11 protein-coding genes and 1 pseudogene are annotated in these 15,521 nt (G+C 42.2%); 8 read left to right on the forward strand and 4 right to left on the reverse strand.

Annotation, left to right across the window (positions count from 1 at the left end):
- Nucleotides 1-505: 505 nt before the first annotated feature.
- Entirely contained in the window at nt 506-4,591 is a 4,086-nt protein-coding gene (locus tag AAEY87_RS06305) for an ESPR-type extended signal peptide-containing protein (protein WP_350656407.1), read from the forward strand.
- Nucleotides 4,592-4,822: 231 nt separating this feature from the next.
- Here AAEY87_RS06305 and AAEY87_RS06310 read toward each other — a convergent pair whose 3' ends face one another.
- Nucleotides 4,823-5,257 carry a hypothetical protein gene (locus AAEY87_RS06310; protein ID WP_227514033.1) on the reverse strand — a complete coding sequence of 145 codons (435 nt, stop codon included), beginning with the start codon at nt 5,255-5,257 and terminating at the stop codon, nt 4,823-4,825.
- A 206-nt stretch (nt 5,258-5,463) separates the two neighbouring features.
- On the opposite strand from AAEY87_RS06310, the gene AAEY87_RS06315 reads away from it, so the two are divergent.
- Entirely contained in the window at nt 5,464-6,138 is a 675-nt protein-coding gene (locus AAEY87_RS06315) for a hypothetical protein (RefSeq protein ID WP_350656408.1), read from the forward strand.
- 185 nt (nt 6,139-6,323) lie between these two features.
- On the opposite strand, the gene AAEY87_RS06320 is transcribed toward AAEY87_RS06315, so the two are convergent.
- Both AAEY87_RS06320 and AAEY87_RS06325 read right to left on the reverse strand, forming a co-directional pair.
- On the reverse strand, nt 6,324-7,067 hold the full coding sequence (locus AAEY87_RS06320; protein WP_350656409.1) for a M90 family metallopeptidase: 744 nt from the start codon (nt 7,065-7,067) through the stop codon (nt 6,324-6,326).
- Between the two features lie 101 nt (nt 7,068-7,168).
- On the reverse strand, nt 7,169-7,519 hold the full coding sequence (locus AAEY87_RS06325; protein ID WP_350656410.1) for a hypothetical protein: 351 nt from the start codon (nt 7,517-7,519) through the stop codon (nt 7,169-7,171).
- A gap of 179 nt (nt 7,520-7,698) precedes the next feature.
- Here AAEY87_RS06325 and AAEY87_RS06330 point away from each other — a divergent pair, with 179 nt between their 5' ends.
- Both AAEY87_RS06330 and AAEY87_RS06335 read left to right on the forward strand, forming a co-directional pair.
- A complete protein-coding gene (locus AAEY87_RS06330; protein WP_068035880.1) occupies nt 7,699-8,457 on the forward strand; it encodes a 5-oxoprolinase subunit PxpA in 759 nt (252 codons plus the stop codon).
- 119 nt (nt 8,458-8,576) lie between these two features.
- On the forward strand, nt 8,577-10,022 hold the full coding sequence (locus tag AAEY87_RS06335; protein ID WP_350656456.1) for an amidase: 1,446 nt from the start codon (nt 8,577-8,579) through the stop codon (nt 10,020-10,022).
- Nucleotides 10,023-10,156: 134 nt separating this feature from the next.
- Here AAEY87_RS06335 and AAEY87_RS06340 read toward each other — a convergent pair whose 3' ends face one another.
- Nucleotides 10,157-11,164 carry a virulence RhuM family protein/type II toxin-antitoxin system death-on-curing family toxin gene (locus AAEY87_RS06340; RefSeq protein WP_350656411.1) on the reverse strand — a complete coding sequence of 336 codons (1,008 nt, stop codon included), beginning with the start codon at nt 11,162-11,164 and terminating at the stop codon, nt 10,157-10,159.
- A 297-nt stretch (nt 11,165-11,461) separates the two neighbouring features.
- On the opposite strand from AAEY87_RS06340, the pseudogene AAEY87_RS06345 reads away from it, so the two are divergent.
- The 4 genes and pseudogenes from AAEY87_RS06345 to AAEY87_RS06355 form a co-directional block, all read left to right on the forward strand.
- Nucleotides 11,462-13,036, forward strand: a pseudogene (locus tag AAEY87_RS06345) (circularly permuted type 2 ATP-grasp protein); the annotation flags it as partial.
- A 138-nt stretch (nt 13,037-13,174) separates the two neighbouring features.
- A complete protein-coding gene (locus AAEY87_RS14500) occupies nt 13,175-13,807 on the forward strand; it encodes an alpha-E domain-containing protein (protein WP_502945453.1) in 633 nt (210 codons plus the stop codon).
- Nucleotides 13,808-13,914: 107 nt separating this feature from the next.
- A complete protein-coding gene (locus tag AAEY87_RS06350; RefSeq protein WP_068327831.1) occupies nt 13,915-14,700 on the forward strand; it encodes a transglutaminase family protein in 786 nt (261 codons plus the stop codon).
- 39 nt (nt 14,701-14,739) lie between these two features.
- Nucleotides 14,740-15,480 carry a proteasome-type protease gene (locus AAEY87_RS06355; RefSeq protein ID WP_350656413.1) on the forward strand — a complete coding sequence of 247 codons (741 nt, stop codon included), beginning with the start codon at nt 14,740-14,742 and terminating at the stop codon, nt 15,478-15,480.
- Nucleotides 15,481-15,521: the final 41 nt, after the last annotated feature.

Below are 15,521 nucleotides of genomic sequence, written 5' to 3' on the forward strand. Positions count from 1 at the left end.
GTTAAAATATTTTCAAAAAAATAAAATCAATGCTATTTATTTATAAAAAAATAAGAAAGTAGATTAATAAAATACCAAATGTAAACAAAATAATTTAAATGAACTTTTGTAATTAAATTTATTTTTTTAATAAACAACTATTTTTGTCTAAAAAACGACTTATGATTAGAATACAGATAGCCATAAGTTGGTAACGTCTAAAGCTGACGAGTGTGCTAGTTTATTAGGATTAAACACGCCCTAATATTGAATGATAATCATTTAATATTAGGGCGCGTTTTTTTATATGCACATTATATTTTAAATGACCGTAGAAATACCCTGTACTTTATAAGGAATTAGTTTTTAATTTATTGAATAAATAGAAAATTGTTCATTAGTATGTCTATTATATCTTTTTGTAGAAATTAGTAATAAATAATTACGCTATATTTACATTCTGTATGCTTGCAAATACATTCGCTTTAACGAATACTAATTATTCTTTTAAGCTAAGGAGCAAGCTATGAATAAAATATTTAAAAAAGTTTGGAATAAGTCATTAGGATGTGTAGTCGTCGTATCTGAGAATGCTAGAAGTGCCGGCAAGACCAATTGCACTACTGGCAGTATTAGCCAAACGACTAGTCCATCTATTCATACATCCAACAATTCAACTAATTATCAAATACTTACCTTAAAGGCTTTAGTGCTTAGTATGGCGGCTATTAGCGCTACTGTCTGGGCAGATACTGGTTCCAATAATACAGACCCTAGTTTCAATGATTTAGATAAAAACAGTAGTGATGTGGACTTGGATGAAAACTCAATTCCTTTGTTCGGTACTGAAGTCGGTTTTGACAATGATGCATGGGGTAGATTTAGTAGTGCTGTAGGTAGTAGTAATACGGCATCAGGTGATGAAAGCAATGCTGTAGGTGGTAGCAATAAAGCATGGGGTTATGACAGCAGTGCAATAGGTAGTAATAATACAGCAACGACTTATGGGACCGTTGCACTAGGTAGTGGCAATACAGCATCAGGGGAATATAGCAATGCGGTGGGTAATTATAATAAAGCAGAGGGCTTTTGGAGCAGTGCGATGGGTCGTGCTAATCGTACATCAGCTGACTATAGCAGTGCAGTGGGTAACGAGAATACTGCTTCAGGTGAAAATAGTAGTGCGGTGGGTTATACAAATGAATCATCAGGACTTAATAGTAGTGCATTAGGTAATAGTAATAGAGCAGTAGGTGAAGAAAACAGCACTGCAGTGGGTTATAACAATACTGCAAGTGGTATGTTCAATAGCAGTGCGATAGGTTTCAGTAACGAAGCACAAGAGGAAAATAGCAGTGCAGTAGGCTATAGCAATCGTGCAGCAGGTTTTTTTAGTAGTGCCGTAGGTAGTAACAACAATGCATCAGGTGATTGGAGCAGTGCCGTAGGTCATAACAATGATGCAACAGGTCCCATGAGTAGTGCTATAGGTGATAGCAATACAGCAACGACTTATGGGACCGTTGCACTAGGTAGTGGCAATACAGCATCGGAGGAATATAGCAGTGCAGTGGGTAATGGTAATAGCGCAGAGGGCGGTTGGAGCAATGCGCTAGGTCGTGCTAATCGTACATCTGGATATTATAGCAGTGCAGTGGGTAACAAGAATACTGCTTCAGGTGAAAATAGTAGTGCGATGGGTTCTGAAAATAAAGCATCAGGTGATAATAGCAGTGCACTGGGGGCTAATAATACAGCATCGGGTGAAAAAAGCAGTGCGATGGGTCGCTCTAATACGGCATCGGGTAGATTTAGCAGTGCGATAGGTTTCAATAATGAAGTATCGAATGACTTTAGCAATGCAATAGGAGCTGCTAATAAGGCATCAGCACGTAATAGCAGTGCGATAGGAGTTAGTAATATAGCACTAGGTGTTGATAGCAGTGCGCTGGGTCGCTCTAATACTGCATCAGGTATTGTTAGCAGTGCAGTAGGTGTTTCCAATAAAGCTTCAGGTATTGGTAGTAGTGCGATGGGTCGTTCTAATACTGCATCAGATAATGGAAGTAGTGCGCTAGGTTCTGAAAATAAAGCGACGAGTAATAATAGCAGTGCATTAGGTCGTCTTAATATTGCAGAAGGTGATAATAGTAGTGCGGTGGGTTTTAGCAACAGAGCATCGGGTGAAAATAGTAGTGTGTTGGGTTATGGTAATAGCGCAAGTGGCCTTTTTAGCAGTGCAGTGGGTAGTGATAATCATGCAGAAGGCAGTGAGAGTAGTGCGGTAGGTTTTGGCAATATGACCCAGGGTAATGAGAGCAATGCAATAGGTAGATATAATTATGCAGAGGGTAATTATACTACTGCTATGGGTAATAACAATAATGCATCCGCTAATAATAGCAGTGCAGTGGGTTCTGGAAATGCAGCAAGAGGTACTGATAGTAGTGCAATAGGTAATTATAATTTCATAGAGGGTGATAATAGTAGTGCGGTAGGTGTTAGCAATGTAGCAATGGGTACTGATAGTAGTGCGGTGGGTTATAACAATCACGCAGGAAGTTTTGAGACTAGTACAGTGGGTGCTAGTGCGGTAGGGGTTAATAATAAAGCGACAGGTGATAATAGCAGTGCATTAGGTCGTAGTAATACGGCATCAGGTAATGTCAGTAGTGCTGTAGGTTATAACAACACAGCATCTGGTAACTTTAGCAGTGCGATGGGGCGTGGTAATACTGCATCAAGCGGCTATAGCAGTGCGCTAGGGTTCAATAACATCGCATCAGGTGGACGTAGCAGCGCGGTAGGTTATAGTAATACTGCATCAGGAGTAAACAGCAGTGCATTAGGTCGTGGCAATACGGCATCGGGTACTGTTAGTAGTGCAGTGGGTTATAATAATAGAGCATTAGGCTATAGCAACGCTGTAGGTTTGAACAATACAGCATCAAGTGCAAACAGTAGTGCATTAGGTGTTAGTAATACTGCATCAGGTATAGGTAGCAGTGCTATAGGTGCTGTTAATACCGCATCAGCTTATCACTCTAGCGCATTAGGTCATAGCAATACGACATCGGGTGAATATAGCAGTGCAATCGGTTATAGCAATACTGCAAACGGTATAATTAATAACACTGCAGTAGGTTATAACAATATTGCAGGTGGTCTCTATAATAGCAGTGCAGTAGGTGATAGCAATGAAGCAATAGGATATTTTAGTAGTGCACTAGGTAGTAGCAATAATGCATTAGGTGACTATGGCAGTGCAGTAGGTTATAACAATACTGCACGTGGTGCTTTAAGCAGTGCGATAGGTGATAGCAATACAGCGACAACTTTTGGGACCAGTGCCGTAGGTAGCGGTAATACTGCATCGGGAGAATATAGTAGTGCAGTAGGTAATGGCAATAATGCATTAGGTGACTATAGCAGTGCAGTAGGTTCTGAAAATACAGCATCAGTTGAAGACAGCAGTGCAGTAGGTCGTTCCAATACGGCATCAGGTAATGCAAGTAGTGCGGTGGGTTATAACAACACAGCGTCCGGTATTTTTAGTGGCGTATTCGGAAGCAATAGCCAAGCTACAGCAGCACGTGCGACCGCTATTGGTCATAATTCGCTTGCAAATGAGATAGATACCATTTCAGTTGGCCGTGCGGGTGCGGAAAAGCGGATCACCAACGTTGCTGATCCACAAAACGCTTATGATGCTGCAAATAAACGTTATGTCGATGATCAGATATTGGTCATACAACAGAGCTTTACAGCGCGTGCGCAGCCTAAATTCATTGAAGATGATAGCGATATGGCTGCAGAAACATTTGCCATTGGCAATAACGCAAGAATGATGTCTGTCAGTCTTAATGATGTAGATGCCAATGATTTAGCAGTACAAGGTCAAGGTGAGCAATCTATTGCCATTGGTGATGGTGCAGAAGCAAACGGTGTGCAATCCATTAGTATTGGTACTGGCAATAAAGTTACTGGAAATCACTCTGGTGCGATTGGTGACCCAAGTATCATTAATAGCAATAACAGTTACATTGTTGGTAACGACAATAATGTGTCTGGCGATAATACTTTTGTGCTGGGCAACAATGTCAATACTTCAGCTCAAAATGTGGTGGTATTGGGTAATGACTCTAGCTCTGATCGTGACAATACGGTGTCGGTTGGTTCTGCTACTAGCCAACGTCAAATCATCAATGTCGCTGCTGGTACCGCTGATACTGATGCCGTAAATGTGAGTCAAATGCAAACTGCGGAAACGCGCGCTATTGAAACCTCTAACGCCTATACTGATACTGGTATAGCTACTTTGAATAATACATTCCGTAATTACGAATATGAAAATGACAGACGTTTTCGGGAGGTCGACGAGCGTTTTGATCGTCAAGGTGCGATGAGTGCCGCTATGTTAAATATGGCCACTAGTACATCAGGTCTATCAGGTAAAAACCGTATAGGTGTAGGCGCAGGTTTTCAGGGGTCTGAACAAGCAGTTTCATTAGGTTATCAACGTGTAATACATCCCAATGCTAGCGTTAGTGTTGGTGGCGCTTTTACCAAAGATGAAACATCTGGTGGTGTAGGTTTGGGTTATAGCTGGTAAGGATTAATTAAGCACAAACAAGGGATATTTATTTATCCCTTGTTTTTTTTAATATAAAACAGTCTATTTAACATAATATACATTATGCGAAAACAAACCAATGGTCTTAAGAGCTGAGCGCATAATGTTTTATCTAGTACTATTTGCAAATCTTGCCATTCATTTCTATAAAAATTTATTCAATACTTAAAATTCTACATTATTTATATCAGTATTTAATATCGATACCAGCTAACGACAGTTTTTAAGTAAATGTTCTCTTAAAGATGTGCCGTCCTCATCTAAGATTACATCTGCCACTTGGCAAGCCGCTTTATTATCGATGCTATCACACGACAACTCATAATAAACATCATTGCCTTGCGCTAAGCTGACTTGAACCAATCCTGTTGTGGTCACTGAAAACTTCTTATCTTGTGCATAGTCAGGATCTTGGGAACTCCACAACACGTCATAACCAATATGACAGGACACTTGCTCTTTATCAAAGTAATCTTGCTCAAGCTGCATTGCTTCTTGTAGCTCTTGACTGCCATATTGTTGCAGCACAACCGGATAATCTTGACCTTGATTATTCACATCCTGCTGGTACATTTTGGCAATAGTATTAACTTTCATGGCAAAAACCATCTGTAACGGCTCTGTTAGATTAGCGACAGCCGTCATAGCAGAAAACCCTATTATTAACATTATTATAGAAAATATCGTTTTTTGCATGGTGTCCTCCATGAACTATGACATTTTAAGTGTTAAATTCATTAAAACACATATAAACTATCATTTGACTGCATAATTGTTTAGTATTTATATTGGTTTAATTCCACTCTAATTCCATTTTTATTTAAGCAGTAAGCTACGATAAGGATATTGTTATGATGCCGTCATCTTGTTTGCATATCTCTCAGTCTTATCTTTATAAACTATCAATCGCTGCATGTTTTACTTCAATACTGATTGCCACTGGTTGCCAATCTTCTGCCGAGTCCAGCACGACCGCTTCCAATCAACCAAATGGCAACTCATCGACACCAGTTGTCTCAGATATCAGTCAACAAACCCTTAGGCAGCAAGCGTTACGTATACAACGTGCACTCGCTAATAATGATTTTGCAAGAATCACCAATGATATCCATCCAACACGTGGCATTCGCTTCTCAATGTACGCCTATGTGCGTCCTGAAGCTGATAAAGTCTTTAATCGTGAGCAATATGCAAAGTATCTACAGCAGTCCAAAATTCGCTTCACTTGGGGCGAACTTGACGGTACTGGTGACCTATTGGTTACTCCATTACCAGAATATTTAAATACTTGGGTTGCGGCGCAAGAATATAATAATAGCGCCATCAGTATCAATGAATTCCGCCAAACAGGTGGTATGATTAATAACTTAAGAGATGTCTATCAAAACTCAGATGTGGTTGAGTTCTATTATAAAGGGTCAGATGTATACGATGGCATGGACTGGCGCATCATGCGTTTAGTGTTTGATGACTATCAAGGCAAGCGCTATCTGGTGGCCATTATTAATGATCGGTGGACAGTTTAAGTAAAACATAAGTATATGATTTAATAGTTAAATTTCATTGAAAAAGGGCGATGCGTCATATGTGATGCACTACCCTTTTCGTTTATAATTATCCGATATCCGATATCCGATATCCGATGCGCTGGGCGCACCCTACAAAAATTTTTGTTTCTTGTTATGACTATATGCTCATATTTTGATATAAATCACATGGGCGTCTGGCGAAAGAATTTCACCATAATCTCATAAATTTCAGGATAAGCATTAACCAGCTTTTGCGGAGTCTCAAAAAACACTTCGCTAAGCACCGCAAAGAACTCAGCGGGATTGGTCGCACCGTAACGATCCAAGCCTGATTTGCGATGGGTTTGGAAGTCTTCAAAATCTCGGCTCATAATTTCAGTCCAACGCTCAGGATCCATGTCAGGTTGCAGTGGCGGAAAGCCATTAGCGCGACCATTTAGCATATCGAGCTTATGCACAAACTCATGAATGACGACGTTATGACCATCACGCTCGCCTGAGTGCTTGGCATCCTTCCATGACAGTATCACAGGCCCGCGCTGCCAAGCCTCACCGCTACGATGTTGAGTTCCCTCATGCACAATACCGAACTCATCTACTGTTTTGCTTTCGCTTTTATATGAACCAGGATAGATAATGACTGACGACCAGCCAGCGTACCATTCAAGTCCTAAATTTAAGATAGGTAAACAAGCTTGCAAGGCAATAGACTGCCTAACAGCATCTGTAATCTCAAAACCCTGAGCACCGTTAATAGATTTGTCGTCCAAAAACAATGTCGCCAGCTCAAACAAACGAGACATCTCATCCTTGTTTAGCCTATCAAGTATGATAATACGCTCGGCAGCTTGCATCCAATCCGCATCAGTAAATTCACTGTTGTCCAATATATGCTGCTCGCGCCAGTCTTTTATCATGCTAAACATATTGGCTTTCCTTAATATTTCCAGTAATGAAACTACTATTTCTAGTCATGGTATAAGTTAATGGCTAAATGACATTAATGACTTAAACACTATCTATCGCGTCAATCGAAACTGTTATTAGTGATAAGAGCTAAGTTACCCTCACCGTTCTTTTCCATATAGTGCTGACCATAACGAATAAACTCAATATAATTATTAGATAAAGGTTGGATATTGCTCTTATCTAACTCTTCTTTATAATCCGCTATCGAGCCTTGTATCCATTCCCCTTCATTGGTACTGCTAAATGCATATGCTGAACTACACATTACTACCGTATTGCACTTGATTATATTGGCTTCATTTTTAAGTTCTTTCAGAGAGTTAATGACATAGGCCTGAATACGTTTGGGTTTAATCGGCTCGTAGCTCGGATCAATGAAAAGTATCTCAAGTTTTAGATGCGCCATCATATAGCTTACTATCAGTAGCTCAAAGCTATGTATGCACTACAGTGAATATTGCTAAACTTAATCTTATATTGTTATACTCAAATCGTTCATATTTATTAATGTTACTGTACAAGAATTAAAAATATTAATATAGCTCTTTAATTGCCATAAATGTGAATGTATTCCTAGGGAGAGGTTCAATGACACTAACGATCGATCTGAATTCAGATATGGGAGAAGGGTTTGGTGCTTGGTCGGTTGGCGACGGGGTCGATCCCGATATTATGCCATTTATCAGCTCCGCCAATATTGCAGCAGGCTTTCATGCTGGAGACCCTTCCATCATGATTGAGACGTTGCGTTTGGCATCGCGCCATGGAGTATGCATTGGTGTACATCCAGGATTTCGTGATTTGGTAGGATTCGGACGCCGCCATATTTCGGCGCCCGCCGATGAACTGGTGAATGACGCTCTGTACCAACTGGGTGCTCTGCGTGAACTTGCTCACCTTGAAGGCCTCAAGATGCATCATTTCAAACTGCATGGCGCGTTATTCATGCATGCAGCACGAGATAAGGAGTTTGCCGAAAAGCTAACATCTGCTCTGGCAATTGTCGCTCCTGACTTATATATTTATTGCCTAGCCGACTCAGCCATTGATAATGCGGCAAAAAGCGTTGGGTTACAGAGAATTCATGAGTTTTACGCGGATCGTGATTACGACGATGAAGGAAACATTGTATTCGTGCGCAAGGTCAATCGCCTTGATCCTGAGATGGTGGCAAAAAAAGTGTTACTTGCCTGCCAAGACAACGAGGTAGAGGCGGTTAGCGGCAAACTAATAAAGGTTAAATTCGACTCTATATGTATTCACAGCGATACTCCGGGTGCCCTTTCGTTGATTAAGGCTGTACGAATAGCTCTTGATAACGCCGGTATCAAGGTAGCGGCTCCTTAACTCAACTATTATTTCAGTTGAGCGCTTGAACGAGTGCAATAAGTGCAATAAAAACAACGATAATTTCAAGGAAGATAATTATGAGAAATTTTGAAATTGAAGAATTGACTATCACTGATATGCAGACGCATCTCAAAAATGGATCGCTAACTGTACGTGGTTTGGTTGAAGCGTACCTTGAACGAATCGAAACAATTGATAGATCTGGTCCTACTCTAAATTCTATCATTACTATTAATCCAATCGCGCTGGATGAAGCCGATCGCCTTGACTCACATTTCGCAAAGACAGGCGAATTTGTTGGTGCATTACACGGCGTGCCGGTGCTAGTAAAAGATCAGATAGAAACCAAGGATATGATGACTACCTTTGGTTCGATAGCTCAGGACGGCTATCACCCGAAGGACGACGCAACCGTTATCAAAAAGCTGAAAGCAGCAGGCGCCATTATCCTTGCCAAGACAGTATTGCCAGATTTTGCAACATCATGGTTCGGATTCTGCTCAAAACAGGGCGAAACAAAGAATCCATATGTTTTGTCACATGATCCAGGTGGCTCCAGTAGTGGCACAGCTGCTGGGATCGCTGCGAACCTAGGGCTGGTCGGAGTAGGCGAAGATACCGGTGGATCTATACGCTTGCCAGCCAGTTTTACAAATCTTGTTGGTGTCCGTGTCACACCAGGCCTGATAAGTCGTGACGGCACATCACCCCTTGTGGTGTTTCAGGACACAGCAGGACCGATGGCGCGTACTGTTACGGATGCTGCACTCCTTCTGGATGCGATGGTGGGCTATGATCCCGCCGATGAATATACTACCGCAGCGAGTATTGCCAATCATCAAGGCAGCTACGCGGATGCAATGGATATTAACAGTCTCAAAAATGCGCGTCTGGGAGTTGTGCGCAACGCTTATGGACCAAACGATAATACTGAATCGGCAGAAGTTAATCAGATTATTGACTCAGCACTTGAACAAGCAAAGAGCGCTGGCGCTGTACTAATTGACGTTGAAATTCCAGATATGATGGAACACATTACTGAAACCTCCTTGTATGGTTCACACTCGCGGCATGACATTAATGAATTTTTAGCCTCACGTGAAAACATGCCAACCAAAAGCCTTGAAGAAATCAAAGAAAACGGTACGTTCCACCCAGTGCTGGATCTTTTGATTGATATCTTTGAAGGACCGGTAAATCCAGAAGATGAGCCTGACTATTTTCGAAAGCTTGCCGCTCGTGATAACTTCCAGCGCTTAGTTGCTGGAATCGTTGCGAAAAACAACTTGGATGCGTTAGTGTTTCCCTGCATTCAAATTCTTCCGCCATCAAAACAGGATATCCGTGACGGCAAGCATCAAGTACTAACGTTCCCAACCAATACTTTGATTGCTTCGCAGACTTGGATGCCATCGATTTGCCTACCTGCTGGATTCAGTGAAAATGGCTTACCCGTGGGTATGGAGCTGGTTGTTTTGCCATATCACGAGCCAGATTTGTTCCGGCTAGGTTACGCATTTGAACAGGCCAATAATGTACGTCGTACCCCTACATATTTATGATTTTTTAATTTCGAGATTCGCCTTAACGGCTAAAGATATAGGCGTTAAGGCGATAAAAATAGATACCTTTACCTTTGGTGCGTGCCAGCACGTCCGCTAATGTATCACCATCAACACCTGTTAAGCTTCACCTCTTAACCCTCTAACGACAACATATTCATAATAAGCTTAATCAACGTCTCTTTTTGATTGGGGTCAGATTCAGCGACCAGTAACGTTAATGCCGCAAGACCAGTATTATTAATGACCATGTCACCTTTGTCATTGAGCAGTCGATTATTACGATGCAAAAAATCCACGAATAAAAAAGCACCGCTGCGTTTATTACCATCGGTGAAAGGATGATTTTTTACCATAAAGTATAATAAGTGCGCCGCTTTACTCTCTATAGTCGGATAAGCAGGCTCGCCAAATACGGTTTGCTCTAAATTACCAAGCACACTATCCAGTCCGTCACCGCGAGGCTTGGCAAATAGCTCAGTCGCCTCTCTCCTTGCTATAAGCTGTGACTTTAGATTGTTCAAATTTGCCATAGCGTCATCGGTACTAGGCAGTACCCCGCCATCCTGCCCTGCTGGATCATCGAGCAACCCTTCATCATAGCGTTGTAGCCATAAAAATGTCTGCGTATAACGGCTGATAATCTCAATCAAGCCGCGCCCTTCATCAGTATTTAGGTCAGGGCTTTTTGCTGTTTTTTCAATTAAGCGCAAAGCTTGTTGTAATTCGCTTGAGTTTTTATCAAGTCGTTGTTGATTAAGAGTGTAACCTTGTACTAAATATTCGCGTAAGCGCTGGGTTGCCCAAATGCGAAACTGGGTGCCGCGCTGTGACTTTACCCGATAGCCAACTGAGATAATAACGTCAAGATTGTAGTGCTCAACCTGATAAGTTTTACCATCTGCAGCAGTTGTCGCAAATTTTGCGACAACTGCTTCTTTATCTAACTCCCTCTCTTTAAATACATTATTAATATGCTTACCTAATGTTTTTATATCACGATCAAAAAGCGATGATAGCTGCTGTCGATTAAGCCATACACTTTCATTTTCAAGATGCACTTGGATTTCAGCTTGTCCATCCGAACTCTCATATATCTCTATGGTTGAGGTGTTGGTATTCATAGTATCGATAATGTTCATTCTATTCCTTCTTTAATCTTCAATTACTATACGTATTGAACTTTCGTGTACTAATGTAGATAGCATAACTGTAATGTATAACACTAGATTTATTTTAAAAATCAGCTCTATATTTGTGTCTTATCGTAGCTCTGGCAACCTTAAAATATCAAACACTTATTGTGCATTGGCTTATAGACACGGTATAGTAAATATAAGACACAGGCTATATATTGGACGTATTGCCACACTAGTCTGCCTATCATAGCCAGTTTACTTATCATAACAATAACTTTACCAAGGATGCGTGAGGTATTTATGAATAAAGAAGCGACTCAGTCCCAAGCCCAAAACCAATCTCAAAACCAAAACGACGGAAATGCTGAAAACCAAAATCAGACGCAAGCATCAACAGCTAGCAAACCTGCTACCAAGCCCAGTTCTGCAAACCCTACAAAAGATGTAACAACGAAGTCTAAAGAAAAGCCAAAATGCTTCGATGAATTAAAGAGCAGTAAAGACCAGTACCGTCCGGTAGCACAGGCAGTTGGTGACTGGCTAGATGATATCAGTATTGATGGTCTCAATCATTTAAATGAGCAAGCCGAAAATATCTTTTACCGAAAAGGCGTTACCTTCACCGTCTATAGCGATGCCAAAAACATCGAGCGGATGATTCCGTTTGATATTATCCCGCGCATCATTGCTGCAAGTGAGTGGCAACAGATTGAAGCTGGTTGTAAGCAGCGTATCACCGCTTTAAATGCTTTTTTGCACGATATTTATCATGATCAAGCTATCATGAAAGAAGGCATCGTCCCTGACGCTTATGTCTATGCTAGCGGTTGTTATGAGCCATGGATGATGGGTATTGAGCTAGACAAACCTATCTACTCACATATCAGTGGTATTGACCTTATTCGTGATGAGAGCGGCCGATTTTGCGTATTGGAGGACAACCTACGTACGCCCTCTGGTGTCTCTTATATGCTTGAGAGCCGCAATATATCAGAGACACTGCTGTCCGATTTGTTTGCGCATACTCCGATTTTAGGCGTTAGCGATTACCCGCAACGCCTCAAAGCCTGTCTTGCCAGCTCAACGAGCAAATACGACCCACAAATCGTCATATTGACGCCTGGACGCTTCAACAGTGCTTATTATGAGCATGCCTTTTTGGCACATGAGATGAATGTACCCTTAGTACATGGTTATGATTTGGTGGTTGAGGATAGCAAAGTCTATATGCAAGGCATTCGCGGTAAAGTACAAGTTGATATCATTTATCGCCGTATCGACGACCCTTATATCGACCCATTAGCATTTCGCTCAGACTCTATCTTAGGCGTGTCAGGGCTAATGAGTGCCTACCGCGCAGGCAATGTGGTGGTCGTCAATGCCCCAGGCACTGGCGTCGCTGATGACAAGAGCTTATACCCGTTCGTACCCGATATGATTGAGTTTTACCTAGGCGAGAAGCCTCTCTTGCCTAATATCGAAACCTTTCAATGCCGCAAACCTGATGAATTAGAATATGTGCTGAGCAACTTAGACAAACTGGTCGTCAAAGAAACACAAGGTTCTGGTGGTTACGGGATGCTTATTGGACCGACCTCCACCAAGCAAGAAATTAGCGACTATCGTAAGCGTCTGCTTGACAACCCAGCAGGATTTATAGCTCAGCCGACTATCTCACTGTCTACCAACCCTACCGCTGTAAGCGATGGTATCGCACCGCGTCATATCGATTTACGCCCCTTTGTCCTTAGTCATGGTGACAGCTCTGTGGACATCGTCCCCGGCGGCTTAACCCGCGTGGCAATGGTTGAAGGCTCATTAGTCGTCAACTCATCTCAAGGCGGCGGCATTAAGGATACATGGGTCATTGACGATAGCAATTTGAAACCGTCAGCTAAGCACGAGGCCAATCAAACGATTAAAGGCGATAGCCAAGCTAATGCTTATCATGCCAATTATCATAATCCTGCACAGCCGCTCGAAGCCGGATATGAGAGCTTCGATGATGCGCCTATGATATTGCTACTGTCTACTGCCAATCATCTGATCTGGCTCGGTAGATATAGCGAGCGGCTCTATTGCTACGACAATATCATGAAGCATCTGATCAAAGGCGATCTTAAAAAGTCACAACTAAAGCATTTAATTAGCTGCTTAGGCTTTGAAGCTGACCCTAACGATTCATTAAAACCTATCACTGCACAAATGCTACGAGACTTGGCACAAAACAAAATCCCTAACGTGGTTCAGTCCATCGAGACCAATGTACAAGAAGCCAAAGGCGTCATCGGTGAAGATGCCGCTGAGCTGTATAACTTAATCAAACGTCTATCAGGTGCAGGCACGTATCGGGCGGCCACACTGCAACTACACGCCTGCAACGCGGCTATGGCGCAAGAGCATCCAACCGTGACCTGCTTTTGGCAATTGGGACGCCTGTTTGAGCGGCTCGAACGCGCAGTGTTGTTAGACGAAGATGCGACAGAAATCAGTCTTGAATTTAAATATTGGATCAGTGAGTTACCAGAGAACACACGCTGGCGTGAGCTTACGCGCTTGACCAATCAGATGATTAAATCAAAACAACTGTGTGACTTTAAGCTCATTAGCCGAGAGTTCAGTATTATCCTTCAGCAAGGAGTCTGATACGGCAGGATTTTGCTTAGTTAACTATCAGTAACTATCATTTGCTCAATCATTAGCAAGTGCGCGTCCAGATAATCAAGACAGTAGATAAAACAAAGGATGACGTTATGAAACTTCAAATCAGCCATCAGACCAACTACTATTATGGCGAGCTGGCCCAGCGCAGCGTACAGTATATACGTATGACACCGATGCAACTGCCGCATCAAATCATTCATCAGTGGGATGTCATGCTACCCAAAGTTGCCACCAGTCAAAAGGACGGCTTTGGTAACGACTGGCTCACGCTTAGCCGTAACGAGGCACATAATAATTTACAGATGCAGGCATCAGGCATCGTTGAGATTAATACCGATACTGAGCGACTAGAGGATATGGATAACGTTCCCTACTTGCTCTTTACCGTACAAAGCCCCTTAACCAAGTGCTCAGAGGCAATGCGTACATTTGCAGCGCCTTATCTAAAAAACCCGACGCATGACAGTTTAAAAGCGATGGCGGCCGAGCTCTTAACGAAGATGCCCTATATAAAAGATACTACTCATGTCGGTACAACCGCAGCCGAAGCCTTTGCAATCGGCGCTGGCGTGTGCCAAGACCATACCCATGTGTTTGTGGGCTGCTGCCGTGATCAGCACATACCGGCGCGTTATGTATCGGGCTATTTGTATGACGATACTGAGAACCACATGGCAAGTCATGCTTGGGCTGAGGTATGGCTGGACGGCTACTGGTATACCTTTGATATCTCAAATCAGCTGTTTCAGCCAAGCTCTCATGTATATGTCGCTATTGGTCGCGATTACTTAGACGCAGCTCCTGTGCGCGGCGTACGCATGGGTGGTGGTTATGAGAATCTATACAGTCAAGTACTAGTGACACGCTTATCGTAATGGCAGATTTTATGCAATTATATTTATTAGGAATATCTCATGACTTATTGTGCGGCTATCCGCCTCAAAGAAGGGATGGTTTTTGCCAGTGACACCCGTACCAATGCAGGCGTGGACCACATATCAACCTTTAGAAAGCTGTATCAATATGGCGTTGAGAGTGAGCGTTTTATGGTGCTACAAACAGCTGGTAGCCTTGCGACCTCGCAGGCTGTATTCAACAAATTACAGAGCGATATTAATTTGCGCTCCGAGCACAGCTTACATGCCGTCTCTTCATTATTTGACGGCGCGCAAATGGTTGGTGAGTGTATGCGTAACGTCATGACCAATGCACAAAGAGTTGCTAATGATAATAGTAGCGGCACTTTTAACAGCTCGTTTTTATTAGGTGGTCAAATAAAGGGGCAACCGCCTGAGCTGTATATGATTTACCCTGAAGGCAACTGTATTAGAGCGACTCAAGATACGCCATTTTTTCAGCTTGGTGAAAGCAAATACGGCAAGCCCATTCTTGATCGGTCAGTGAAATACGATACTGGGGTTAATCATGCTGCTCAGGCATTAATGTTATCATTTGATTCAACCATTCACTCCAACCTGTCTGTCGGTATGCCAATAGACTTTGTGATTTACCAAAATGATAGTCTCACGCTACCAAAAGGTCGCCGTATCGAGGAAGACGACGAATACTTTAAAACCATTAGTCGTCAGTGGTTAGAAGCGCTGCGTAATACGTTAGTTGAATTACCTGCCTGCCCTGATAATTATTGGGAGTAAAGGGCTTTCTCAATGTTGAGCTTGATTTGATTGAAGTTACT

Source organism: Psychrobacter sp. S1-30-MNA-CIBAN-0213 (genome assembly GCF_040309845.1).
Lineage (GTDB): Bacteria > Pseudomonadota > Gammaproteobacteria > Pseudomonadales > Moraxellaceae > Psychrobacter.